23 protein-coding genes are annotated in these 22480 nt (G+C 66.6%); 11 read left to right on the top strand and 12 right to left on the bottom strand.

All coding sequences use genetic code 11. The features are described from left to right. Nucleotides 1-17: 17 nt before the first annotated feature. Together AC1DS4_RS03580 and folE are read right to left on the bottom strand one after the other, a co-directional pair. Nucleotides 18-1241 carry an ROK family transcriptional regulator gene (locus AC1DS4_RS03580; RefSeq protein WP_477633024.1) on the bottom strand — a complete coding sequence of 408 codons (1224 nt, stop codon included), beginning with the start codon at nt 1239-1241 and terminating at the stop codon, nt 18-20. 85 nt (nt 1242-1326) lie between these two features. Continuing rightward, the gene (gene folE, locus AC1DS4_RS03575; protein WP_477633023.1) at nt 1327-1971 is read right to left on the bottom strand and encodes a GTP cyclohydrolase I FolE; all 645 of its coding nucleotides are present in this window, start codon (nt 1969-1971) and stop codon (nt 1327-1329) included. 118 nt (nt 1972-2089) lie between these two features. Here folE and AC1DS4_RS03570 point away from each other — a divergent pair, with 118 nt between their 5' ends. After that, nucleotides 2090-3169 carry a glycerophosphodiester phosphodiesterase family protein gene (locus tag AC1DS4_RS03570; RefSeq protein ID WP_477633022.1) on the top strand — a complete coding sequence of 360 codons (1080 nt, stop codon included), beginning with the start codon at nt 2090-2092 and terminating at the stop codon, nt 3167-3169. A gap of 549 nt (nt 3170-3718) precedes the next feature. On the opposite strand, the gene AC1DS4_RS03565 is transcribed toward AC1DS4_RS03570, so the two are convergent. Then, complete coding sequence (locus AC1DS4_RS03565; protein ID WP_477633021.1) at nt 3719-4351, bottom strand: class I SAM-dependent methyltransferase; 633 nt, start codon at nt 4349-4351, stop codon at nt 3719-3721. A 161-nt stretch (nt 4352-4512) separates the two neighbouring features. Continuing rightward, the gene (locus tag AC1DS4_RS03560) at nt 4513-5094 is read right to left on the bottom strand and encodes a hypothetical protein (RefSeq protein ID WP_477633020.1); all 582 of its coding nucleotides are present in this window, start codon (nt 5092-5094) and stop codon (nt 4513-4515) included. A 458-nt stretch (nt 5095-5552) separates the two neighbouring features. Here AC1DS4_RS03560 and AC1DS4_RS03555 point away from each other — a divergent pair, with 458 nt between their 5' ends. Next, nucleotides 5553-5957 carry a VOC family protein gene (locus tag AC1DS4_RS03555; protein WP_477633019.1) on the top strand — a complete coding sequence of 135 codons (405 nt, stop codon included), beginning with the start codon at nt 5553-5555 and terminating at the stop codon, nt 5955-5957. Beyond that, nucleotides 5954-6235, top strand: a complete 282-nt coding sequence (locus AC1DS4_RS03550) for a winged helix-turn-helix transcriptional regulator (RefSeq protein WP_477633018.1) — start codon at nt 5954-5956, stop codon at nt 6233-6235. Before AC1DS4_RS03555 ends, AC1DS4_RS03550 begins: the two co-directional genes overlap by 4 nt. 317 nt (nt 6236-6552) lie before the next feature. On the opposite strand, the gene AC1DS4_RS03545 is transcribed toward AC1DS4_RS03550, so the two are convergent. The 3 genes from AC1DS4_RS03545 to AC1DS4_RS03535 all read right to left on the bottom strand — a co-directional run bounded on the left by AC1DS4_RS03545 (nt 6553) and on the right by AC1DS4_RS03535 (nt 9213). After that, nucleotides 6553-7089 (bottom strand): SigE family RNA polymerase sigma factor, encoded by a 537-nt coding sequence (locus AC1DS4_RS03545; protein WP_477633017.1) that lies wholly within the window; start codon nt 7087-7089, stop codon nt 6553-6555. Next, complete coding sequence (locus tag AC1DS4_RS03540; protein ID WP_477633016.1) at nt 7086-8030, bottom strand: hypothetical protein; 945 nt, start codon at nt 8028-8030, stop codon at nt 7086-7088. Before AC1DS4_RS03540 ends, AC1DS4_RS03545 begins: the two co-directional genes overlap by 4 nt. A gap of 739 nt (nt 8031-8769) precedes the next feature. Then, complete coding sequence (locus AC1DS4_RS03535) at nt 8770-9213, bottom strand: hypothetical protein (RefSeq protein ID WP_477633015.1); 444 nt, start codon at nt 9211-9213, stop codon at nt 8770-8772. Nucleotides 9214-9454: 241 nt separating this feature from the next. Between AC1DS4_RS03535 and AC1DS4_RS03530 the strand changes: the two genes are divergently transcribed. Then, entirely contained in the window at nt 9455-9727 is a 273-nt protein-coding gene (locus tag AC1DS4_RS03530) for a Smr/MutS family protein (protein ID WP_477633014.1), read from the top strand. Next, nucleotides 9724-10722 carry a molybdopterin-dependent oxidoreductase gene (locus AC1DS4_RS03525; protein ID WP_477633013.1) on the top strand — a complete coding sequence of 333 codons (999 nt, stop codon included), beginning with the start codon at nt 9724-9726 and terminating at the stop codon, nt 10720-10722. The genes AC1DS4_RS03530 and AC1DS4_RS03525 overlap by 4 nt, the downstream gene beginning before the upstream one ends. Before the next feature lie 30 nt (nt 10723-10752). Here AC1DS4_RS03525 and AC1DS4_RS03520 read toward each other — a convergent pair whose 3' ends face one another. Further along, complete coding sequence (locus AC1DS4_RS03520) at nt 10753-11475, bottom strand: DUF72 domain-containing protein (protein WP_477633012.1); 723 nt, start codon at nt 11473-11475, stop codon at nt 10753-10755. Between the two features lie 75 nt (nt 11476-11550). Here AC1DS4_RS03520 and AC1DS4_RS03515 point away from each other — a divergent pair, with 75 nt between their 5' ends. Continuing rightward, a complete protein-coding gene (locus AC1DS4_RS03515) occupies nt 11551-12102 on the top strand; it encodes a carboxypeptidase-like regulatory domain-containing protein (RefSeq protein ID WP_477633011.1) in 552 nt (183 codons plus the stop codon). Nucleotides 12103-12286: 184 nt separating this feature from the next. Further along, on the top strand, nt 12287-13783 hold the full coding sequence (locus AC1DS4_RS03510) for a glycosyltransferase family 39 protein (protein ID WP_477633010.1): 1497 nt from the start codon (nt 12287-12289) through the stop codon (nt 13781-13783). A gap of 80 nt (nt 13784-13863) precedes the next feature. Here AC1DS4_RS03510 and AC1DS4_RS03505 read toward each other — a convergent pair whose 3' ends face one another. Continuing rightward, nucleotides 13864-14076: a hypothetical protein gene (locus AC1DS4_RS03505; protein WP_477616008.1), complete on the bottom strand. Its 213-nt coding sequence runs from the start codon at nt 14074-14076 to the stop codon at nt 13864-13866. Between the two features lie 1131 nt (nt 14077-15207). Between AC1DS4_RS03505 and AC1DS4_RS03500 the strand changes: the two genes are divergently transcribed. After that, the gene (locus tag AC1DS4_RS03500) at nt 15208-15774 is read left to right on the top strand and encodes a GNAT family N-acetyltransferase (protein WP_477633009.1); all 567 of its coding nucleotides are present in this window, start codon (nt 15208-15210) and stop codon (nt 15772-15774) included. 176 nt (nt 15775-15950) lie between these two features. Here the strand turns inward: AC1DS4_RS03500 and AC1DS4_RS03495 are convergent, their stop codons facing one another. Beyond that, nucleotides 15951-16478 carry a cupin domain-containing protein gene (locus tag AC1DS4_RS03495; protein ID WP_477633008.1) on the bottom strand — a complete coding sequence of 176 codons (528 nt, stop codon included), beginning with the start codon at nt 16476-16478 and terminating at the stop codon, nt 15951-15953. A gap of 371 nt (nt 16479-16849) precedes the next feature. Here AC1DS4_RS03495 and AC1DS4_RS03490 point away from each other — a divergent pair, with 371 nt between their 5' ends. Further along, nucleotides 16850-17788 carry an acyl-ACP desaturase gene (locus AC1DS4_RS03490; RefSeq protein ID WP_477633007.1) on the top strand — a complete coding sequence of 313 codons (939 nt, stop codon included), beginning with the start codon at nt 16850-16852 and terminating at the stop codon, nt 17786-17788. A gap of 174 nt (nt 17789-17962) precedes the next feature. On the opposite strand, the gene AC1DS4_RS03485 is transcribed toward AC1DS4_RS03490, so the two are convergent. Next, a complete protein-coding gene (locus tag AC1DS4_RS03485; RefSeq protein ID WP_477633006.1) occupies nt 17963-18520 on the bottom strand; it encodes an NYN domain-containing protein in 558 nt (185 codons plus the stop codon). A gap of 626 nt (nt 18521-19146) precedes the next feature. Here AC1DS4_RS03485 and AC1DS4_RS03480 point away from each other — a divergent pair. Next, on the top strand, nt 19147-20901 hold the full coding sequence (locus AC1DS4_RS03480; RefSeq protein WP_477633005.1) for a hypothetical protein: 1755 nt from the start codon (nt 19147-19149) through the stop codon (nt 20899-20901). A gap of 241 nt (nt 20902-21142) precedes the next feature. Continuing rightward, a complete protein-coding gene (locus AC1DS4_RS03475; RefSeq protein WP_477633004.1) occupies nt 21143-21427 on the top strand; it encodes a TraR/DksA family transcriptional regulator in 285 nt (94 codons plus the stop codon). A 338-nt stretch (nt 21428-21765) separates the two neighbouring features. Here the strand turns inward: AC1DS4_RS03475 and AC1DS4_RS03470 are convergent, their stop codons facing one another. Then, entirely contained in the window at nt 21766-22440 is a 675-nt protein-coding gene (locus AC1DS4_RS03470; protein ID WP_477633003.1) for an HAD family hydrolase, read from the bottom strand. Nucleotides 22441-22480 lie beyond the last annotated feature (40 nt).

The raw sequence follows: 22480 nt of genomic DNA, 5'->3' as shown, positions 1-22480 counted from the left end.
CCGGTGTCAGGGGGATGTCAGGGCGCGACCACACTCGGATCCTGGAAGACCGTGTCGAGCGAGTAGTGCGCCCCGCCCCGGGCCGCGGAGGTGAGGCCGAGCGTGGAGCCGACCACGCGGCATACCTCGGCAGTCGTGTTGAGGCGGCGCTCGAGCACGAGCCCGGCGACAGGGACGACCAGCTGCTCCTCGAACCACGCGAAGTAGCCGCCGAGGACGACCAGGCCGGGGTCGAGGACGTCGACGAGGATGGATACACCCGTGCCGAGCCCCTCGGAGATGGTGGCCAGCGCGGCCAGGGTGCGGGCATCGCCGTCCAGGGCACGTCGACGGAGCTCACGCAGGCGGTCCTCGAGCGGCCGTCCCGGGTTGTGCACCACATCCGACTCGTCCGCGGCGAGTCGGAGGAAGGCGGCGAGCCCGACCATCGTCTCCCAGCAGCCCCGACGTCCGCAGACGCACTGGCGGCCGGCCGGGTCGAGCGGCAGGTGACCGATCTCCCCGGCAGAGCCGTGGGCGCCACGCAGGATGTGGTCGCCAGAGATGATGCCTCCACCGACCCCCACGTCGCCGGAGATGTACAGCAGGTCACTGACTCCGCTTCCCGCCCGCAGGGCGTGTTCGGCCACGGCAGCGAGCTTGGCGTCGTGCTGGATCGAGATGGGTGGATGTCCTTGTCCCAGAAGGCGTTCGACCTCATCGACGAGGCCCACGTCGCGCCATCCCAGGTTGGGCGCGAGCCGCACGACACCGCCGCCGCTGTCGATGAAGCCGGGAGCGGCGATGGTGATGGCGACGCACTGCACTCCTGCTGCGCCCAGTGAGGCCAGGGCCTCGCCGAGGAGCTCGGACGCGCGGGCGATGGTGTCGCCTGCAGGGAGGTTGGCGGCATCGATCGGCCGCGTCGACTCGCGGATGACGGTGCCCGAGAGGTCCACCGCGATCAGGCTGAGGTAGTCGACATTGATCTCGACCCCGAGCCCGCACACCCGTCGTCCGTCGAGGCTGACCGTCAGCCCCGGACGGCCCACGGCCCCGGCCCTGTCGGGCTCCCCCTCGACGACCAGACCCCGGTCGACCAGGTCGGCGATGAGCGTTGACATGGTGGCCTTGGACAGGCCTGTCTCGGCGGCCAGTCGCGCCCGCGACCTGCCCCCTCGGTCACGGAGGTGCCGCAGGATCAGGCCCATGTTCGCGCGACGCATCGAGGCGGGGTCGGTGCGACCTTCGGCCTCCTGCACGCACAGCCTCCTGACCTGGCACGGGTCTCGGCGACCCCTACCGGACAAGGCTAGCAAGAGTTAGTTCACCGCGTGGTCCAACTCGTCAGGCGCCCATCCCCGCCAGCGCGAAGAACTCCTGTCGAGACCCGGGATCGTCGCGGAGCTGGCCGTGCAGCGCCGAGGTCACGGTGCGTGAGCCGGCGGCGCGCACCCCTCTCAGTGACATGCAGAGGTGCTCCGCCTCGATGACCACCCCGACCCCACGCGGCGACAGGTGCTCCTGCAACCAGACCGCGACCTGCTTGGTGAGCCGCTCCTGGACCTGCAGGTCGCGGGCGAAGAGCTCGACGACGCGAGCCAGCTTCGAGAGCCCGAGGATGCGGTCGCCCGGCAGGTAGCCGACGGTGGCAGTCCCGTGGAAGGGCAGCAGGTGGTGCTCGCAGAGGGACTGGATCGGGACGCCCCTGGCCAGGACCAGCTCTTCGTAGCCCTCGTCGTTGGGGAAGGTGGTCAGCTCGAACTCGCGAGGGGTGAGCAGCTCGGCATACGAGGCGGCCACGCGACGCGGCGTGTCAGTGAGGTGCACCGACGCCGGGTCCTTTCCGAGGGCCAGCAGCAGGTCCGCCACCGCTCGCTCGGCCGCTCCCAGGTCCACGGCTGTTCGCTCGTGGACCACCCGTAGCCGGCCCGCCGGGGGGTGGTCGTCCTGATCGGCGTCCCGCGCTGCGACGGATTCTAAAAGAGACATGATTAGACATTAGAAGATGATGCACGAAAGCGCAATGCGGCACCGGGACACCGCTGGTTGTGCCGGGGTTCACCCAGGGGTAGCGAACTCGTCGATTTGTCCGCTTAGCGTCCGGGGCATGAGAGCACTACGAGTTGTTGCGACCACAGCCATTGCGGCTGGCCTGTGTCTGTCCGCCACTGGCGTGGCCCAGGCCACTCCCGACACCGCTGGCCTGGGCGTGTTGCCACAGAAGACACAGTTCGACCTCCAGGCCCACCGTGGCGGCATTGGCATGACCACGGAGGAGTCCCTGCCCGGATTCGCCAAGGCGCTGCGGCTGGGCGTGAGCACCCTGGAGCTCGACACCCACGTCACCAAGGACGACAAGGTCGTGGTCAACCACGACCGGCAGATCAGCGCGCAGAAGTGCAAGGACACTGCGCCGGCGTTCCCGGGCGACCCGACGTATCCCTACGTGGGCAAGTACATCAAGGACCTCACGCTCGCCCAGATCAGGACCATGGACTGCGGCTACCAGCAGCTGCCGGGTTTCCCACAGCAGGAGCAGATCAAGGGCTGGCGCATGGCGGAGCTCAAGGACGTCCTGAACCTCGTGAAGGAGTACCGGGCCAACCAGGTCAAGCTCAACATCGAGACCAAGGTGGAAGCCGGTGCCCCTGAGCAGACGGCCCCACGTGAGCAGTTCGTCCGCCGGGTCTACGAGGAGATCCACGCCTCTGGCATCGAGCGACAGGTGACCATCCAGTCCTTCGACTGGGGTGCACTGAAGCTGATGCACACCCTCGCCCCGACCTGGCCGCTCGTCGCCCTGACGAACTACGACTTCCTGCAGGTCGGCAAGCCTGGTGCTTCTCCGTGGCTGGGCGGCGTCGACTCCGATACCTACGGAGGTGACCTGGTCAAGACGGCCGAGGCTGCGGTACCCGGTCTGACGGCGGTGTCGCCGAACTACGGCTTCCCGCAGAACGGCACGGTGAGCGACCCCATGTTCCGCTTCTACCCGGACAAGGAGATGGTCTCCGAGGCGCACCAGCGCGGCCTGAAGGTCATCCCGTGGACGTGCGATGACAACGCCACGATCGAGGCGCTCATGGATCTGGGTGTCGACGGCATCATCACCGACTACCCGAACCATGTCCGAGACATCATGGCCGAGCGCGGCATGCGACTGCCGAAGGCCTATCCCGCTCCCTGATCCTGGTCGAGTCGAGGCGGGGCACCTTGCGGTTGGAGGTGCCTCGCCTTGTCATTCATGTGCTTCCCTTTCCGGGCCACGCGGCGGTGTCATCGGCAGGCGGGCGGTGGCGTCCGAATGACGACGGAAGAACCCCGCCCGACCGAGCACGTTTGCGGTGGTCAGACGAGGTTCCAGTAGGTGGAGCTGAGGGAATTCGAAGACCTGGCCTTCTCATTGCCAAGGCTTCCAAGGGTCAAGCCAAGCAGTGGCGACGTGCTCAGTGCGCGTGCATGGGGTGCACGGGCTGCATCGCGTCGGAGCGCGGGAGCAAACCGGCACGCCGAGACTGCGCCCCGGCTCGCCAGGCACTGCGCTTCAGGACGGATTGACAGACCGGCTTATGCCGTCCTCCTACCTTCGGATTCTCGGCTCGCCAGCGAGTTACACCGCGCTCCCCCTCAGACACTCGACGCCAGACGGCGCCTTTTCGAGCACACCCGTACGACTAGAGGGGATGCCCTCTGCATGCGGCACTCCGCCGCGAGGTGACCACAGGCAGGAGCCGATCTATGAGCCGCCCGCGCTATTGGTCGAATGTGCCTCTCCTCTTGAGAGTTCGGCTCGCCACCAAGCGCCGCCCTCGATTCGCTCGACCCGGCGCAAGATGAGGTCGCCGTGGGCAAAGTCCTCAAGCTCCACGCGGGACAGCGGCCACGGCGGTCCTTTCACCTCGGCCCCTTCGTCCCGGGTGGTCGCAAGGACCAGTAGCGTGCCTTTTGGTGCCACTAGCGAGCCGATCCTCTGCGCAGCTTCGGTGTGCTGCTCTGGCGGCATCGATTGCACGGTGAGACTTTCTACGACCAAGTCGAACCGACGCCGCCACTCACCAGGAAGATCCAGGACATCGGCAACGAGGTACTTCACCTCGCTGGCGGGATACTTCCGCCGCGCTCCAGCGATCGCGGTCGGCGCGAAGTCGAACCCGGTGGTGCGATATCCCAGCGAGGCAAGGTACTCGGCGTCAGCTCCGTAGCCACACCCGACGACCAGCGCCTCGCGGCCACCCCCGGCTAGGTTCTGCGCCTCAGCCCACGCCACGAGCTGTGGACGAGGGGCGCCGTAGTCCCAGGGCGGCTTGGCCCCGCCCGCCTCCGCGCCGGCGTACATCCCCTCGAACATGCCGAATGGCTCGCTCGTCACCGCTCGAGACTACCGACCATGTTGTTTCAAGGCACCAGTACAGACCAGAGAGGAGAGGCATGGGGCTGATCCACCAATCGCTCTCGACTCGCCTGTCCCATTCCGCCGCGATCGCCCTTGGGCCCTACCGAGGTGTGGCAACGCCTTCCGGGGGACCGGGCTCAGCCACCGAGCGGATTTGGGCGACGGACCCTCGGATTGGTCATGCCCGCGGCCAGGGCTTGCTCCAGGGTTTCCGTTCGTGGATCACTGGTCTCCGGAGCCTTGAGGAACACGGCTTTGGCCTCGACGTCGATCGAGTAGATCTCACTGCGTCCCGCGGGCTCGGCCACCTCGCAGCGAGCGCCTTGGCCGCGACACGCCTCACCTTCCCAGTGGTCGAAGACCTGGTTGCCGCCAGCGACGGCAAGGAGGACGACCGGTCGCCCGGACACCGGAACGGTCCACCGCCCCCGCGCATCGGCTGGAGCTTCCAAGGCCCAGTCATCCGGGCCCCACTCCTCCACGATCGGGGGCAGGCCATGGACGACTTCCCGCGCCCACGGGTTGGCGTCCGCGTCCTGCTGTCGGCCGCGGGCGTCGAAGACCACCTCGCCTATGCCCTCGACCTCCACGTAGGTGCCGGCAGCCCTCTCGTACGAAAGGTGCTTCAGGTAAGTGGGGTCGCTCGCGATGCCGTCTTGCGGAGCCCAATCGACGTCTGGTTGAACGCTGATCTGTGCCGCCACCACGTACTCCGCCATGAGCTCTCCTACTCGGGGTTATGACGTTCTCGGCCGCGGCCCTGCCACCCGGTTCACGCCTTGGCGAGCCACTGCGTGGTGAGCCGAGCCTGACAGGGCGCCGGCGTTGTGTCGAGAGCCTCACTGGCACCGTGAGCATTGCGTCGGTTCACGAAAGAGCGCCATTCCGCCGCCTGTCGACCAGTCAATAACCTCCGCTCACGCCGAAATGAGTGCGTACGGTTGCGTGCTCGTGGAGCGTGGCTACACCTGAGGCGGGCCCTTGCCGCCGAACATACCGAGGACCCATCGCGGCCAACGGGGCCACCGCTGCTCCCCCTCCCAACGCATCAGATCGTTTGCCACAGCCGCCAAATCGGACAGGTCGAAGGTCAGCCCCTTGTGATCGCCGCTCCTACTCAGCAGCTGCGGGCTATCAAGGTCTTGACGGCTCACTTGCATTTTGCAAGTATGCCCGCATGAGCCTCTTCATCACCTGCCCCGTCCAGAGCGTCGAGCGTGCGACCGCCTTCTACACCGCCCTGGGCTGGACGCTCAACGCGGAGATGTCCGATCACAACGTGTCGTGCTTCGCTATCGCGCCCGAGCAGTACCTCATGCTTGGCAGCCGCGAGATGTACGCCAGCGTCGGCGGCGTCGAGGAGCTGATCGGCGGACCGGATACGCCCTCAAAGGTCACGGTTTCGTTCGACCTCGGCAGCCGCGAGGCGGTCGACGATCTGGTCGACCGCGCCGCTGCTGCGGGTGGGCGAATCGGCGACATCGACGACTACCCCTTCATGTACCAGCGCCAGTTCGACGATCCGGACGGCTACCACTACTCGCCGTTTTGGATGAAGCCCAACACCGATTCCACCGAGTGACCGGCCTCGCCGCGGCCCTCGACATCGTCGGAAGCCGGTGGGCACTGCTGATTGTGGAGCAGCTGCTCGACGGGCCACAGCGCTACGGCGACCTACAGCGCAACCTCGGAACGCCGACGAACATGCTTGCGACCCGCCTGCGCGAGCTGGAAGCCGCTGGAGTGCTGATCCGCCTGCCCCTTCGGCACAACACACGCGCTTATGCCCTAACTGATCGAGGGCTCGCATTGCGCGAGGCGATCACTGAACTCGGAAGTTGGGGTGCCGAACGGTATTAGTCCGGCACCTTGCCCTCCCACCCAAACCGGTCTCCTCGCCCGGGGGACACGGTCGGTGGCGTGTTGAGGTGATCTTCCATTCTGACTCGATAGCCGGCGCTCCGTTCATCGGACATGCCACCATGCGTGAAGTGCGTCTTACCACCGCCTAGGACCGGTCCGGGCAGGCTGCCGGACCGAGGTCGGCCGAAGCCCGTGACGGTGCCCCCCAACCGCAGCTCCCGACTGGGGTGGTCGACCATCCCCGGGCGTGAAGGGGTTCGGACGTTTCGGCGCCCCCCAGGTTGGGCGTGGTGATCGATGGGATTCACCGGCAGTTAGGGAGTAGCCGAGGCTGCTGGACGACTGGATGCGGCGCTTGACGGCGTGACCGCAGCCTCCTGCTGGCCCGATGGCTGGTTGCGCAGGCGTGCCAACGCCTCCCGGGCGTGTGACTTGACCGTTCCCACGGAGATGTCGAGAGCCACAGCCGTTTCGGCCTCGGTCAGGTCGTCGAAATAGCGCAGTACCAGGACCGCTCGTTGGCGCGGCGACAGCCCGCGGAGATCGTCGAGGAGTGCGATGCGGTCAAGGTTCTCGTCGCTGGCGTGGGACGACGCTTCGGGCATCAGGTCAGTCGGGACCTCGCGCCAGCGGCGACTGCGCCAGCGGTTCACGGACTCACGCGCGAGGACCTGCCTGACGTAGCCCTCCGGTCGGTCCTCGATCCGTTGCCATTTGGGCACCACCTTGATCAGGGCTGATTGAACGAGGTCCTCCGCATCGTGATGGTTCCCGGTCAGCAGGTATGCGGTCCGCAGCAGGGCTCCTCGGCGAGCGACCACGAATTCCTCGAAGTTGCCGTAGCCGGTCATGACCGGCCGCCCGTGCGGAGCGCCTGACCGATCAGGGCGGTGGCGAAGCTGACCCGATCGGGAGCCCCCGATGCGACCACCAGACGACGGTTCGCATCGTTGACCGGCAGTTCGCAGCGCTGGATCGAGGGGCAGAACGGAACGGCGGCGTGGAACTCCTCGGCAACCACTGTGACTTCGCCATTCGTCGGGTCCTTCCGGTGACCGAGCAGGGTGTCGGGACCGATGACGCCGAGGAGGTTGCAGAGTGCTGGTACGTCAGCCGGCGAACTGTTCAGGGTCTTGGCGTCATAGACGTTGAGCGTTGAACATGACTTCGAGTCGTCGCCGAAGTTCGTCGGTGGGCCCTGCGCGGGCCAACTGGCGACCGCAACGTCAGAACCGCTGTAGGGCAACCGATACGGGTTGACTCGGGTGGGCGCCTTACCCGGCTCCCACAGCCATCCGTCGCCGTCACTGCCTCCCGCGACCAGGCCGTAAAGGTGGTTGTTGTCGACCCACAGACCCCCCACGCGCGTACCGAACCCGAACGCGGACGTGTGGGTCTGGCCGCTGACCAGGTCGCGGACGACCGGCTGCAGGACCACATCCTCTGCCCCCGGACGCGACGTCAGGTGCGTGTAGGCCAGCCTGTGTCCGTCGGGCGACAGCGCGACCCTCACTCTGTCAAGCGCCTCGGGATCGTCACGAGGCAGGTCGATCGAGAGCTTGCCGAACCTCCCGGTCCGGGCGACCAGGCCGACGGCCTCGGGCGAGCCGCCACCCTCGTGCGGGACCAGCCAGACTGCGGCCAGCGGTCCCGGAGCTTCGCCGAGCTCCGGCAGTACCGCCCCCGTCGGGTACTGGATCGGAAGCGGAAAGGCAACGCTCGTCGCCGGCACAAGGTCGATTTGATCGCGATCGCCGAGTCGTAGACCGACTCCCGTGCCGATGGTGCCCACGACCAGGGCAGCGGCCGTGAGGGCCACGAGCTGCCTGCGCTGAGTCCGCTTTCCGCGCGCCCAGAGCTCCGCCGGTGGCGCACCTCCCGTCGGTGCATCGTCGGCCAGGTCCAACAGTAGGTCGCGCAACGTGTCCATGGGCTTCTCCGATCCAGAGTCTCACCCAGGAACACGCCACGGGAGAGGCATTCGGAGGGGTGCGCTACCCGAAACAACAGTCCTCGCAGTCACAGGGGTTGCGGCTGGTGGCTCGCCGAGCCTGAGAGCCAGTGAACGGCACGGCCGAAGGGTGCCGTCGCGGGCCAGCCGAAGATGGGCGCCCATGTCCCGCCATCTGAGCGTCCGCCCATGCCACGCTCTGAGCGGCGCGGCGCGTCTTACCGCCGCGGTAGGGGCAGCTAGGGCAAGCCTCCGCTGGAGGACGACCGCAGCCGTGACGGTGCCCACCGGGCTCCCCGACTTAGGCGCACTTGTGTGGATGTAGGTATGGCGGGGTATAGAGGCCGCATGCGTATGGGAGGTGTCGACGTCCAGCCCCTCGGGGGCACTGCGGGCTGCCTCACGATGATCCTCGTGTCAGTGCTTCTCTCGGTCGTGCTGACGGTCGGGCTAAACTTGCTCTTGCGCTGAACTGCGCGTGTGGGCTTGACCCAGCGGTTGGCCGCATGCGCTTCTTCCCGCCGCGTAGCGGCTTAGCCCTGACTTATCGGATGACCAAGTGCTTACGCGCGAAGAGTTCCTACGCGCGCTCGAAGATGAGGTCGAAGTCCTTGCGCCAGGTGGCCCCGTGATCCTCGGACGCCTCCCAGCGACCCACTACTCGATGCGGCCCTACGTCAGCGGTGAATCGCTGGAACATGTCGGGGTCCTCGCGACTAAGGACCCACTGCGAGTCGTCGAAGGTCATTGCGAAGACCCGGCAGACGCCTCGCTCGTCGTGATAGAGGGCCGTGTACGCCTCGCGCGCGTCACTACGACCGAGAACGAGGACCATCTCGCTCGTTGCGCTTCCGACATCGCCCTCCATTGTCCAGCGGAAAACCACAAACGCGTCGCCGAGCCATTCGACCGTCGCCGAGCCTGGCACCTCCAATCCCGCCGGCTCGAGGAACCACGCATTTCGCATCGTCGTCCGCCACGGTCCGACTAGGACACTCAAACGCTCCATGGCCTGGCTGCGCATCGCTCCTCCTTGACGTCGACCCTTAGCAAACCCGGGCTGGGTGATCGAGCTGACCGCCCAGTCCTGTGCTGAAGGGCCTCAGTGGACTCCATCCTTGCTCCGGGCGTGATCCGCCCAGTCAAGCAATTGTCGCGAAGGCGCGTCATTTCGCCGCGAGGCGGGCATCTGCGGATCGCTCATCGGAAGGAGTCGGGCAGCCGGGGATGGTGTCGACCGCGAGGGTCGGGTGCAGGATGGCAGGGTGAAGCTTTCGCTCGACCTGCATGACATCTACAACCGCGGCACGGACATCGACCGCGCCTTGCGTGCCGTCATGGACGAAGCCGTGGCGAAGAAGGCTCCCCTGGTGGAGATCATCCCGGGCAAGGGGTCTGGGGCGCTGAAGAAGCGGGTGCTGCGCTTCCTCGACCAGAAGGAGATCCGCGCGCTCTATCACCGGGTCGAGAAGGACGTGGACAACCACGGCCGAATTTTCGTCCACTTCAAGTGGAAGGGCCCGGCCCGACGCCGATGAGCAGTCGCCTGGCCAACCTGACCCTGCTGGTCGCGGTCCCGTTGGCGGTCGCGACCGGGTTCACGATGTTCGTGCTGGGCAGTGGGCCGGTTTGGCCGGTCGCCATCATCCACGGAGTCGTCGCGCTCCTGGTGGTAGTGCTCGTGCCATGGAAGTCGATGGTCGTCCGCAGAGGGCTACGGCGGCCGGGGCGGCGTGGGCGGGTCACGTCGATAGTTCTGGGTTTCGGCGTGCTGCTCGCCCTGATCACGGGCGTCGCGCACGTGGCCGGCGTGCTGTTCGCCAGCTCGCCCCTGACGACCATGCAGGTGCACGTGGGTGCCGGCGTCCTGGCCGGGGTCCTCACGGTTGCTCACGCGCGGCAGCGCCGGGTCCGCCCGCGCCGGACTGACCTGTCGCGTCGCTCGTTCGTTCGACTGACGGTGCTGACCTCCGTGGCAGCCGCGCTCGAGGCGAGCGTCCAGGCGACCGGCGCGCTCACGGCGCAGCCCGGCATACGTCGGCCGACCGGATCGTTCCAGCTCACCTCGTCCGCAGTCACCGCGATCCCCGCCACGTCGTGGCTGTTCGACCAGGTGCCCACTCTCAACGCGGCGCGCTGGCGGTTGACCGTGGCGACGGGCGGCTCGTCGCGCGACTGGTCACTGGCTGAGCTCGCCCAGTGGGACGACCGGCAGGTGGCGGTCCTGGACTGCACGGGCGGGTGGTGGACCGAGCAGGAGTGGTCGGGTGTGCGCCTGAGCCGACTGCTGCCACCGGAGGCCAAGGGAACCGTCGAGGTGACCAGCGCGACGGGATACTCGCGACGGCTTCCGTTGACCGACAAGCTCCTGTTGGCAACCGGCATCAGCGGCGAAAGTCTCTCCCCAGCCCACGGGTCGCCGGTCCGCCTGGTGGTCCCTGGTCGCCGCGGCTTCCACTGGGTCAAGTGGGTCGTTCGGATCAACCACGACGAGCGCCCATGGTGGGCCGAGCCGCCTCTGCCGCTGCACTGACGCGGTCCGCCTCTGGCCAACCTGCCGCGGTCACGCACCCTGATGACGAAGCAGGCTGATGAACCGGTCGGCGTCGCCTGCGCGGGGGATGTTGTTGAACATCACGTACGGCGAGGGCCGGCCCTCGACCAGGTCGCGCAGCCGGCGCAGCTCGTCATCGGTATGCACGTGCCGCCAGCCCGTGGTCCCATGCAGCCGGTAGTAGGTCTGCTCTGGCGTCACGGTCTCGCTCTGCATGGGGTCGACGACGTGCACCAGGTCCAGCTCGGCGCACAGCTCGATGAGCAAGTTCGTGGGCCACTCACCCCGCGGCTCCCAGAGCAGCCGCCCCGCTGGCCGCTCGACCTGCCCCATGAAGGTCCGCAACCGGGCGACGTTCTCGGTCGTCGGGTTAAAGCTCTTCGGGCACTGCAGCAGCACGGCAGTGGCTCGCAGGATCCGGGCGCATTCGAGGGTGCGCTGCCAGCCCGCGAGAACCTGGGGCGTGGTCCGGAAGCCGCCGACCTGATCGCGTGCGCTGTCCGGCAGAGGCTTCTTGAGTCGTCGGTAGGTGGGGCTGTTGGACTCGTGGGTCACGACCTGCCATGCCTTCATGGTGAACTCGAAACTGGCCGGCACCTCGCTCCGCCAGCGCGTCAGCACGGCGTCCGCTGGCGGATCGTAGAACGTGTGCTGCACCTCGACCACGGGGAAGCGACGCGCATACGACGACTGGGAGACCGTCCACCCACACAGCCCGACGCGAACGTCCACTCTGCTACCGGCCCTGGCCGTGGTGAGTGAACGGCCGGAGCACAGGGTTACAGGGGGCCATACGTCCGAGTATCCGTGATCGCGACTGGGTACGTCGTCGCCACCGGCGGGGGTGCGTCAATCCGCCCGCATTCGCTCGCCTGCATTGTTGAGGCGCCCCGCGGTTTGTCGCCGTCACGGACCTCGTTCGTGGAGCGTCAGTGTGCGCTTGAACGTCTCATCGACGTGCGCGTAGGCGGAGTACTCACCGTTGCCCTTACCGGGTTGCTTCTCGCCGGCTGCGGCGACCATAGCCCCGGGACGACTCTCGACCAGTCGGGCGTTATTGGCCGCGTCCACCTGGGGCCTCAGTGTCCCGTCGAGACCGAGGGTGAGCCATGCGAAGACAAGCCGGCCGCAGGCTCGAAGGTCACCGTTGCCAAGCAGCGGCCCGGCGACTCGTATGCCGGTGGCGAAGTGGTGGCGCGCACCACGACCGACGCGGACGGCAGCTACCGCGTCGCCGTGGCACCGGGGAAGTACGTCGTCACAGCCGACGCCGGCATGTCCTGCGAGCGGAAGGACGCGCGAGTCGGGGCCGGTGCGTATTCGAAGGTCGACATTTCCTGCGACACAGGCATTCGCTGACCGTCGGGTGAGCATCAGCTTGAGCGCCGGGACGGCTTGGTGGAGGAGGGGTATCCGGCGGCCCTGGCCGCCCGTCGGCGAGCTATCGCCGTGGGGAGCGTGAGCTCGGCGCGTCCGGACGACGCAGGACTCGGTTGTGCCGGTTAGGCTCTGCGCCGGAAACCCGTTAGGCGGCGAGGCGAGTATGGCTATGACGTCCTGGTCGGGTGGGGCACGGTCGGCAGACGGCGGCGGTGATGCGATCGTCACCGACCTGACGCCCCCACCATGGCGCTGGATCGCGGCGGCGGTAGCCGTTGTCTGCGCCCTGCTCTACGCCACCCTGTCGCGATACGGCTACCACCGCGACGAGCTGTACTTCCGGATGCTGCCCCCGCGATGGGGCTACGTAGACCAGCCGTTCCTCACTCCGCTGTTGGCGAAAGTGTCGATCCGCCTGTTTGGTGACACGGTCTTCGGGTTGCGGGCACTGGCGCCACTTGTCACCGCCGTAGGTGTCGTGCTGGCGGCCCTGACCGCGCGTGAGCTCGGCGGAAGTCGCCGCGCTCAGGGGCTGGCCGCCTGGGGCTACGCCTCCACTGCGCTGCCGTTGTTGGGCGGCCACTACTTCGTCACCGGCACCATCGACCTCACCCTCTGGGCGGCCGCACTGCTGGCGGTGACTCGCGCGCTGCTGCGCGACTCCCGGTGGTGGCTCGCTGCGGGAGCCGTCCTCGGCGTCGCAGCCGACAACAAGCTGCTCGTCGCGATCCTGCTGCTATCCCTGGCGGCCGGAATCCTGGGTCTGGGACCACGGTCGGTCCTCAGCTCACACCATCTCCTCGCCGGAGTGGTCATCGCCCTTGTGCTGGCCGCGCCCACACTGCTCTACCAGGCGACCCATCACTTCCCGCAGCTGACCATGGCTCGCGCGCTGAACCACAACAACGCCAGCGACGTCCGAGCACAGCTGATCCCCTACCAGGTTCTGCTGATCGGGCCACCGCTGTTCGGGGTCGTAGTCCTCGGCTTCGTTTCTTTGCTGCGCCGTTCCGCCTGGCGGCCGCTGCGAGGCCTAGCGCTGGCTACCTTGGTCGCGCTGGCCGTCACCTTCTTGGCCGGGGGGCAGATCTACTACGCCTTCGGGCTGCTTGCGTTCGTCCTGGCCGCCGGCTGGGCGACTGACCGAGGCCCCACCTGGCTGCTCGTCGCTGCGGTCGCCCTCAACGGCACCGTGAACGCGTTCATTGCGCTGCCGCTCCTTCCCTTGTCACACGTCAGCGTCCAAGCCGCGCTGAACCCGACGATCGGCGACCAAGTCGGCTGGCCGGCATACGTCGACACATTGCGTGCCGCCTATGAGCGGATCCCGCCCGGGCAGCGCCCCAGAGTGGTGGTCTTCACCGGCAACTACGGTGAGGCAGGAGCCGTCGCGCGATACGGGCGCGACCTGCCCCCCGTCTTCAGCGGTCAGAACGAGCTGTACTTCCAAGGGCCGCCGCCCCACAACCGTGACGTCGTGCTCGCCTGGACCGAGGACTTCGCGGACCTGAACAGGCACTTCGACGATTGTCAGTGGATGGACACCATGGACAACGGTGTTGGGGTCGACAACGAGGAGCAGGGCAGCGTGGTCGCCCTATGCCGAGTCCCTTCCACCGGGTGGGCCGCCCTGTGGCCGACCCTGCAGCACTACGACTGAGCGACCCACCCGCGACGGGGGACTCATCACCGACATGGCTTCACCCAGAAACCTGCTAGAGGCCTGGTTGCCGTCAGAGATCAGAAGCCTGGACCAGGACCAGTCCAGCTCGGCCCGCCATACAGCTTCACCTTGTCGGGGTCTTCGTCCCCGTGATCGTCAGCCCAACGCTCCTCTGCCGTCCGGTGATCGCGGTGCCGCGACACCACTCCGGCAATCGCCAACCACAGAAACGACACGACTCCGACCGCGAACGCGACGATGAAGAATCCCTCAAACAAGTTGTCCGCCATCGGCCCTCCCCACGATCCAGCTAGATCGACCGCGGCCCGCGCATGTCCGCCGGTTCAGTTTACGCCAGGCCTGCCCAGGCGAAACTGTGCTTCAGCCACACGGATGGTTGCGCGCCAGACTGGAGAGGCGCCGAGGCGTCCGTGCACGACTTTGAAGTCACCGTCCTAGCATTCCGCGATCCGGTGCCCAAGCCCACTTGGCGGGGAGGTGACATGGACTCGCATGTCCCTCGCCAGACCTTCAGCGGCTGCGGAGCTTCCCCATTTCGGGTTTTGGCTGGTCTGGTCGCGATCCCCCTGCAGCGACCAGACCAGCCAAAGCCCTACCCCCTGTTTGGCCCCGAGGCGACCTTCCCCAAGATCGTCCTGCGGGCACATCTCGAACACTAGTGCCTGGTCAAGAAGCAGTCATCATCGCGTAAAGGCTTGGTAAAGCCAGATCCCTCACTGTCCCGATTGCCCCAAATATACAGGCCGTTCGGGTGATGGCTCATCGTCTATCTAGCTGACACGGACTCATCCGAACGGTGGAACCTTCTCGGGCTGTTTGAGCCGGCTTCACAGCTGTGTCGGGCAGTTCCTTGCGACTTTCCATCACAGAGAGCTTCGGTCCCCGGGCCTACGTGTCTGCCTAGTCGTCGTGGGAACGGTCTATGTCAGATGGTGTGGGGACGGGCTACTGCATCTATGGGGGGCTTCTGTCCCGCCTACGAAGTAGCTTCGTGCACATGCCCAACCATGTGCGAGTCACTGTGACGCCGTGCCCCGAGTGCGGCACGAACCTGCATGTCGTAGAGCACGGCATCGTGGCCGCCGAGGTGCGCAGATACTGCCCCAGGGGATGCACGCTCACGACCCCAGGAGTGACCCTTTTCCTGGCTCGAGTCAGTTGATGACGCAGCAGGCGACCGCTATCCCTCACCCCAGCGCGACGCGGTGCGCTAGTCCGTCAAAGAACCGGTAGCCGAAGGCGAACAGGAGAAATGCGGAGAAGCCTCCACCGGTGGGATGCGTCATTCCGCCGCGAACCGGTGTCTGATCGCCCCCAGCCATCCCTGCGAGGGACGGGGGAAGGGCCGGCCCGACCGAAACTCGTTTGGCGATGCGGATCGCCCTGGGCATGCTTCCAGCATGAGCGACTACGTCGAGAGCGAGCGCCTGGTCCTGCGCCAGTTCACAGCGCAGGACGCGGACCTGCTGATCGAGCTGGACAGCGACCCCGCAGTGATGCGGTACCTCACCGGTGGCGAGCCGTCGCTGTCGGACGACGTCGTTCGTGACGAGGTCATACCTAGCCTCCTCGCCGCGTATGAGCGGTGGAACGGTCGGTTCGGCCTGTTCGCGGCCTACGAGAAGGAGACCGGCGCCTTCATCGGTTGGTTCTGCCTGCGCCCGCAGCGCACCGGTCCGCTGGACGAGGTCGAGCTCGGCTACAGGCTCCGCCGGGACGCATGGGGGAAGGGGTACGCGACCGAGGGCTCGAATGCCCTTGTGGACAAAGGCTTCTCGGAGCTGGATGTCAGCACCATCTGGGGCGAGACCATGGCGCTGAACGTCTCCTCACAGCGAGTGATGGAGAAGGTCGGCATGTCGGTCGTCGAGTCGATCCCCACGCCCGACGACATGCAGGGCGTCGAGGGCGCGGAGCGTGGTGGCTTCCGGTTCGAGATTACGAGAGAGCAGTGGGCACGGCGATGATGTTGCCGGACCTGAACCTGCGCGGCCGATCCAGCGCCTTCAAGCAGGATGCTGCCGCGCTGGCAACGCGCAGTCACCTTCCGTCGATCGTCTACCCGACTTCCTGAAGGTGTTCAACGCAAGGCACCCTTTTGCTGCGATCCAGGGGTTGCGCCTTTCCGCCGCGTTCTGGCCGCTCAGGAGCCAGAACGGTGAAGCAGCCTGTCCGTCGTTGCTAGCACCCGAAAGACAGTGCGTTGAAGGGGCACGGGCGGACCGGCCAGGTACATGTCGTGAGCGAGACCCAGTCGAGCGGTGATCGGGAGCGAGGGCATCCCCCTGGCGTTGACCCGACCTTCGCGGGCGAGACGGAAGAACTCATCGAAGAACTGCTCGATGCCGGCCCCTGGAGTGAAGGTGATGCGCACTCTGGCCGCCGCGCCGCCGTGCGGCGCCCACGCGTGCGGGGCGCCCGCAGGCACGACCACGGTGTCCCCTGGGCCGCTCAGCGACTCTTCACCGCGACACCGCAGCAGGATGCGGCCCTCAAGGACGTGAAACTTCTCTTCCTGCGAACGATGGATGTGCTCCGCTGCCAAGAAGGCCGTGGGGCTCAACTCGAGGTCCAGCTCCGCGAGCGCACCACCGGTCTGTTCGCTCGTCCGCACGAACGTGATCCGCTCCCCGGTGACCGGGTTCTCAATCACATCACCGACATTGACCATCATCGGAACGTAACAGAGGCCGGTCGTACCCGCTCGGCGGATGCGGCGCTGCCCCATGGGTACGGCACTTCAGGAAGCGTTCCATGCCCCAAGGCTGCACGACGACGACGTGCGTCTAACCGCCGCGTGCGTCCTTCCCTGCCGAGGCGACGTTGGCGTGTGCAGCTGGCATGCCCGTGGACGCGCTGAACGCGACGTCCGACGACTTCCCCGGCATCCATCCGAAGCTGCCAGGCGCTCGTCCCGCCGTCCACCGACTGACGAATTTGACGTTCGGCCATCACGGCCCTGCTCACAACTGTGTATCGGCGAGCTCGGAGGGTGTAAGCAGGGGTGGGCGCGACTACGCGCTCGTTAACGAGGAGGACCCCGTGGCCGCCGCACTCGACAGCACCCAGTTGCTCGCCGCCCTCGAGCCGACCGTCGAGGAGAACCTCAACCGTCACCTCGAAGCCGCTCAGGACTGGATGCCGCACGAGTACGTCCCGTGGTCGCGCGGCCGCGACTTCGCCGAGCTTGGGGGCGACCCGTGGTCGCCGGACCAGTCGCAGCTCTCGCCGATCGCCCGGACGGCGCTGGAGGTCAACCTCCTCACCGAGGACAACCTGCCCAGCTACCACCGGGTGATCGACCAGGCCTTCGGCCGCGACAGCGCGTGGGGGACCTGGGTCAACCGTTGGACCGCCGAAGAAGGGCGACACGCGTTCTGCATCCGTGACTACCTGCTCGTCACCCGAGGCGTCGACCCCAACGAGCTCGAGCGGGCCCGGATGGACACGATGGAGACCGGTTACGACTCGGGCGACAAGCAGCTGCTTAACCTCTGCGCCTACGTCTCGTTCCAGGAGCTGGCCACCCGTGTCTCGCATAGGAACACGGGCCGCTACACGGAAGAGCCCATCGCCGAGAAGCTGCTCACGCGGGTCGCCAAGGACGAGAACCTCCACATGATTTTCTACCGGAACCTCGTCCAAGCGGCGCTGGAGCTGACGCCGAGCCAAACCATGCGGGCGATCACCGACGAGGTCGTGACGTTCCAGATGCCCGGCTCGATAATCCCCGGGTTCGGACGCAAAGCCGTGCAGATGGCCATGGCTGGCATCTACGACCTGCGCATCCACCACGACGACATCGTGGCCCCGATGCTGCGTCAGTGGGGCGTCTGGGACCTTGAGGGCCTTGACGCCGCGGGTGAGCAGGCCCGGGAGGAGCTCGCGGCCGCCGTCGCCTCCCTCGATGAGGAGGCCGGTCGGTTCGTCGCCCGCCGCGAGGAGCGTGCGGCGAAGCTGGCGGCCCGCCAGGGGGCCTAGTGTCGCTGTGGGTGCTCAGAGCAACCACGGTCAATGGCGTCCATGCATGTCGACCAGGCCCCCCGGAGGTGGGTCTTTTCGTCGCGAGACAGGCGACACTAGGGCGCTGCTGACGAGCTGTCCGGAGACGGATCCCTGGTGCCTACTGGCATCGCAGACCGGCTCCTCTGGGATCTACAGGAATTGAGTCGGGTCGAACTCTTCGATGGGGATGATGCGGACGCGTGGCATCCGTTCGTTGAAGGCCCGTACGTCGTACTCCAGGTCGAAGGTTTCGAGCCCTTTCTCGCGCAGTTCCGAGAATGCGAGACTTCGGAACTCGACGAAGCCGACGACGCCCACCCGTCTGCCGTCGAGCAGGTCGTGCACTTGCTCGACGAAATCCCCGTCATTGCTGACCAAGAGCACATCCGCGTCGCGCTTGCGAAGTTCTCGAAGGGTTCGCTGAATGGCGACATCCACAACCTTCACGGCACTGTCGCCGGAAAGCGCAATTGGTCGATAACCCATCGCAAGCAAGGCTTGCACGAAGGCCATCGGAAGCTCGCCGTTCGCGGCAAGGAAGAACAAACCGTTCGCGGGATGTCCCCATCGCTCCCGCGCGAACTCCAGAAGACGCTCCCACCGAGGACGTTCCTCAGGGCGGGGACGCCGTCCCAACATGGAGCCCAAGGTGGCGTCGATGTTCTCCCCGTCGACGAGGACGTACGTCGGGCGAGGTTCCTCGGGCATGGATCGAGGCTACGGGTGCCCGTTGGCTTAGCGCTTGGGAATCCGATGATTCATTGATAAGACAGCTGGACGAGTCCTGCACCCCGCGTCATACCCCCGCGTTCTGGCCGCTCAGGAGCCAGAACGCGGAAGCAGTCTCTCCGTCGTTGCTAGCACCCGAAAGACAGTGCGATGCAGAGGCACGGGCGGACCCGCCAGGTACATGTCGTGAGCGAGACCCAGTCGAGCGGTGATCGGGAGCTAAGGCATCCCCCTGGCGTTGACCCGACCTTCGCCGGCGAGACGGAAGAACTCATCGAAGAGTCGAAAGTGAGTGGAATCCGGGTTACGTCGGCGAGCCGTTGGCGACGCGCCAGTCGGTGTGGGTAAGCCCTTACGTGGCTCGGAAGTGAGCCTCGAAGTGCCAGGTTGGCTTTGGCTGCGGCGAGGCGCTGGTCGAGGATCCACCCCTCGAGTGAAAGGTGGTGTCGGCTGGGGGTCTGACGGATGCACGGGTTCAGCGATCGATTGAACCGTCATCGAGACCGGTGAGCGCGAGTGTGGGGCAGAGCTACGCAGTTTGCTGGAGGTGCGGGTCATCCCTTCGCGGGAGGATGCGCTGGCAGGCTGGATCGGGAGGATCGTCGATGAACGCCGCCCCGCACTTCGTCCGTCGGCCGCTATGGCTGTTCGTCCCGGCTGCGCTCGTCGCGGCCCTGGTATTGCCCGGGGCCACGACACAGGCCGCCTCGGCGAAGGCGCCCGAGAAGCTGAAGCCGAAGTTCACGAACGCAGCGGCGTTCGACGTGTCGCCGTCACTTCGTGAACTGGCAAAGGCCGCCAAGCACGGCGCAGCGCGGCCCGACGTGGTGGGCCGAGACCCGAACCTGAGGTCGGCTATCACCCGGGGCAGCGCGGCCGACGGGGCGCTGCAGTCCGACGCCTCGCCCAGCGCCCTCGCCATCCCGGGCACCCAGGCAAACTTCGAAGGTCTGAGCAACCAGGACAACTTCGACGTCTTCGGCGGCAGGGTCAACCCACCCGATCCCAATGGTGAGGTCGGCCCGAACCACTACGTGGAGATCGTCAACCTCGTCTTCGCGGTCTACTCCAAGAGCGGCACGCGGCTGCTGGGACCCGTGGACACCGGCACGTTGTGGAACAACTTCCCGATCGACGAGTGCACGGAGCCGTCCGGTGACCCGGTGGTCATGTACGACCAGGTGGCCGACCGCTGGATCCTGACCCAGTTCACCACGCGCGGGATCGACTACCCGGACGAGCCGCTCAACCAGTTCTACAACTGCGTTGCCGTCTCGACGAGTCCTGACCCGACCGGCTCGTACTACCGCTACGCGTTTACCACCGGGTTCAACTTCCCCGACTACCCCAAGTACGGCGTGTGGAAGGACTCGTACATCATCACCACCCGCGAGTTCGGCATTCTCGATCCGAGCATCTACGGCATCGGCGTCTACGGGCTCGAGCGCAACAAGATGATCCTGGGCGATCCAGGCGCGCGTGCGGTGAGCTTCCTGATGACCGACAGCGCCGTGCCGCTCAACCTGATCGGCGACGGGCTGCTGCCACCGGACGTGGACGGAAAGGCCAAGCCCAAGAACGATGCCCCCGCGCCGATTGTAGGAACCCAGGACGACAACGCTCCCTATGGGGCGACCTTCGACGCGCTCAACATCTGGGAGTTCGACGTCAAGTGGCGCTCGACCCCGACGGCGTCGATGGTCCTCAAGACGCAGCTGCCTGTCGCCTCGTTCGACTCGGACTTCCCGTGTATCGGTGGCTTCGGCTCCAGGGACTGCCTCCCCCAGCCGGGCATCACCAACACGGCGCAGTACCTCGACATCCTGTCCTACCGACAGCGGCCGACCTTCCGGCTGGCCTACCGCAACCTCGGAACCTCTGAGTCACTGCTGACGAACCAGTCGGTCGAGGCCATGCCGGGGGTTGCCGGCGTGCGCTGGTATGAGATCCGGCGCACCAACGGCGTCTACAGCGTGCGCCAGCAGGGCACTTACGCGCCCGCCGACGGCGTCCACCGGTGGATGGGGAGCATCGCGGCCGACAAGAACGGAAACTTCGGGCTGGGCTACAGCGTGGTCAACGGCACCAATGTGTTTCCGGGCATTCGCTACACCGGGCGGATGGCGGCTGACCCGCTCGGCCAGATGCCACTGGGCGAAGGCACCATCGTCAACGGGACCGCAGCCCAGACCACAGCCAACTCGCGCTGGGGCGACTACTCCGACCTGACCGTGGACCCCGTCGACGACTGCACGTTCTGGTACGTCAACGAGTACTACACCGCGGCCAGCGCGGCGTCGGCACCTAACGGAAACGGGTGGACGACTCGGATCGCCAGCTTCAAGCTGCCCGGCTGTTGACACCCGGGCGCCCCTGCGGCACAACATCCGACTACTGCACCACTCGGGCGGGGCTCCAACCCACCCGCTGATGGCGATGGCGTCGGATGACTCGTTGGGGGAGGCTGTGGAGATGGGCCACCCACCTGACGATTCCTCAGTCGAACGCGCCCCCGGTGGCACCAGGCCGGAGGTTGAGCTTGGGTCCGCTGCTGAGCGATTGCGCGAGGAGCGGGACGAAGTCTGCGCCCGACTTGCAAGCATGACAACGGATCTCGAATCCCTCTTCGCCGCATCGGCTGACTCGAATGCCGATGACGAACACGACCCCGAGGGTCAAACCATCGCCTACGAACGCTCACAATTGGCGGCGCTCATTGAGGGGGCGCGGGACCATCTCGCCGGCATCGAGGCCGCCATGCTCCAACTAAAGCAGGGCACCTACGGGATCTGTGAGGTGTGCCAGGAACCCATTCCCGCCGCGCGGCTGGACGCCAGACCAACCGCACGAACCTGCATCCAGCACGCCGCGCCCATCAGAGGTTGAGGGAGACGCTGGTAGCTGAGTCCTTTGGTGGGCGCCGATCTCGAGACCAGGGACAATCTTGGCGGGAGAAATCGGACGATCTTCAGGAGCGATGGAGAGAGCAGTGACTGCTGACCCGAGGCAGTTCAGGACGCGATCAACGTCCTCCACGCTCGACTCCAGGACTTGCGGACCTCCCAACTGGTCTTCGCTGAGAGAGCCGCCTACATCGAAGGCAGCGGCGCGGCTGCTACGGGAGATGGCCGAATCCCCTACTGCGTCGCCTATGACCTTGTCGGTGAACGAATCCGTGCCATGCGTGCTCACGGCAGCATCGCGGAGTTCATGCCCGTTTCCCGCTAGGCCCCACTTGAGCGGCTGCCGAGGCCCGCTGCGAGCAGCAGCTCGTCCCCTACCTGCGCCATCGTCGAGCACACCGTGACCCCCGGACCGGCCAGGCGCTCGGCCGGCGTGGAGGCGGCATACCCGATGCAGCGCATGCCTGCTGCCCGGGCCGCTGCGACGCCGGGCGGGCTGTCCTCGACCACCACGCACCCGCTTGGCCCCACTCCCATGGTGCGGGCGGCGTGGAGGTAGAGGTCCGGTGCGGGCTTACCGCGTGGCACGTCCTGGGCGCTGAAGATCCGCCCCTGGAAGCGTTCGTGCAGTCCCGTCGCGCCCAGCGTGCGCCGCATCTTGTCATGGCCGCCGTTGGAGGCCACACAGGTGGCGATGCCCCTGTCGGTCAGCTCGTCGAGCAGCGGGACGATGCCCTCGACCGGTTCGAGCTCGGTGGCGTAGGCGGCGTCGTAGAGGTACTCGAACTCGTCGTCCCAGCCGCTCGGGAGCGGTCGGCCAAGCTCCCGCTCGACCTCCGCCTGGAAGTACGCCTCCGAGCAGCCCAGGAACCGCTGCATCACCTGGTCGGCGCTGAGCTCCCACCCCAGGCTGGTCAGAACCGTGGCACCTATCCGCGCCCCGATCGGCTCGGAGTCGACGAGCACGCCGTCACAGTCGAAGATGACCAGGTCCACAGCCAGGCGGCCCTTTCAGTCTCGGAGTGGTGTACGGGGC

Source organism: Pedococcus sp. P3_C7 (genome assembly GCF_056402615.1).
The sequence above is the reverse complement of the archived record's forward strand: the minus strand, read 5'-3'. Positions and strand labels throughout refer to the sequence as shown.

What these genes read in the sequence shown, in the direction of transcription:
- AC1DS4_RS03495 (WP_477633008.1), bottom strand. Translation starts at nt 16,478, where the DNA reads ATGGTCAATGTCGGTGATGTGATTGAGAACCCGGTCACCGGGGAGCGG.
- AC1DS4_RS03545 (WP_477633017.1), bottom strand. Translation starts at nt 7,089, where the DNA reads ATGACCGGCTACGGCAACTTCGAGGAATTCGTGGTCGCTCGCCGAGGA.
- AC1DS4_RS03555 (WP_477633019.1), top strand. Translation starts at nt 5,553, where the DNA reads ATGAGCCTCTTCATCACCTGCCCCGTCCAGAGCGTCGAGCGTGCGACC.
- folE (WP_477633023.1), bottom strand. Translation starts at nt 1,971, where the DNA reads ATGTCTCTTTTAGAATCCGTCGCAGCGCGGGACGCCGATCAGGACGAC.
- AC1DS4_RS03510 (WP_477633010.1), top strand. Translation starts at nt 12,287, where the DNA reads ATGGCTATGACGTCCTGGTCGGGTGGGGCACGGTCGGCAGACGGCGGC.
- AC1DS4_RS03480 (WP_477633005.1), top strand. Translation starts at nt 19,147, where the DNA reads ATGAACGCCGCCCCGCACTTCGTCCGTCGGCCGCTATGGCTGTTCGTC.
- AC1DS4_RS03475 (WP_477633004.1), top strand. Translation starts at nt 21,143, where the DNA reads ATGACAACGGATCTCGAATCCCTCTTCGCCGCATCGGCTGACTCGAAT.
- AC1DS4_RS03560 (WP_477633020.1), bottom strand. Translation starts at nt 5,094, where the DNA reads ATGGCGGAGTACGTGGTGGCGGCACAGATCAGCGTTCAACCAGACGTC.
- AC1DS4_RS03535 (WP_477633015.1), bottom strand. Translation starts at nt 9,213, where the DNA reads ATGCGCAGCCAGGCCATGGAGCGTTTGAGTGTCCTAGTCGGACCGTGG.
- AC1DS4_RS03570 (WP_477633022.1), top strand. Translation starts at nt 2,090, where the DNA reads ATGAGAGCACTACGAGTTGTTGCGACCACAGCCATTGCGGCTGGCCTG.
- AC1DS4_RS03505 (WP_477616008.1), bottom strand. Translation starts at nt 14,076, where the DNA reads ATGGCGGACAACTTGTTTGAGGGATTCTTCATCGTCGCGTTCGCGGTC.
- AC1DS4_RS03485 (WP_477633006.1), bottom strand. Translation starts at nt 18,520, where the DNA reads ATGCCCGAGGAACCTCGCCCGACGTACGTCCTCGTCGACGGGGAGAAC.
- AC1DS4_RS03500 (WP_477633009.1), top strand. Translation starts at nt 15,208, where the DNA reads ATGAGCGACTACGTCGAGAGCGAGCGCCTGGTCCTGCGCCAGTTCACA.
- AC1DS4_RS03525 (WP_477633013.1), top strand. Translation starts at nt 9,724, where the DNA reads ATGAGCAGTCGCCTGGCCAACCTGACCCTGCTGGTCGCGGTCCCGTTG.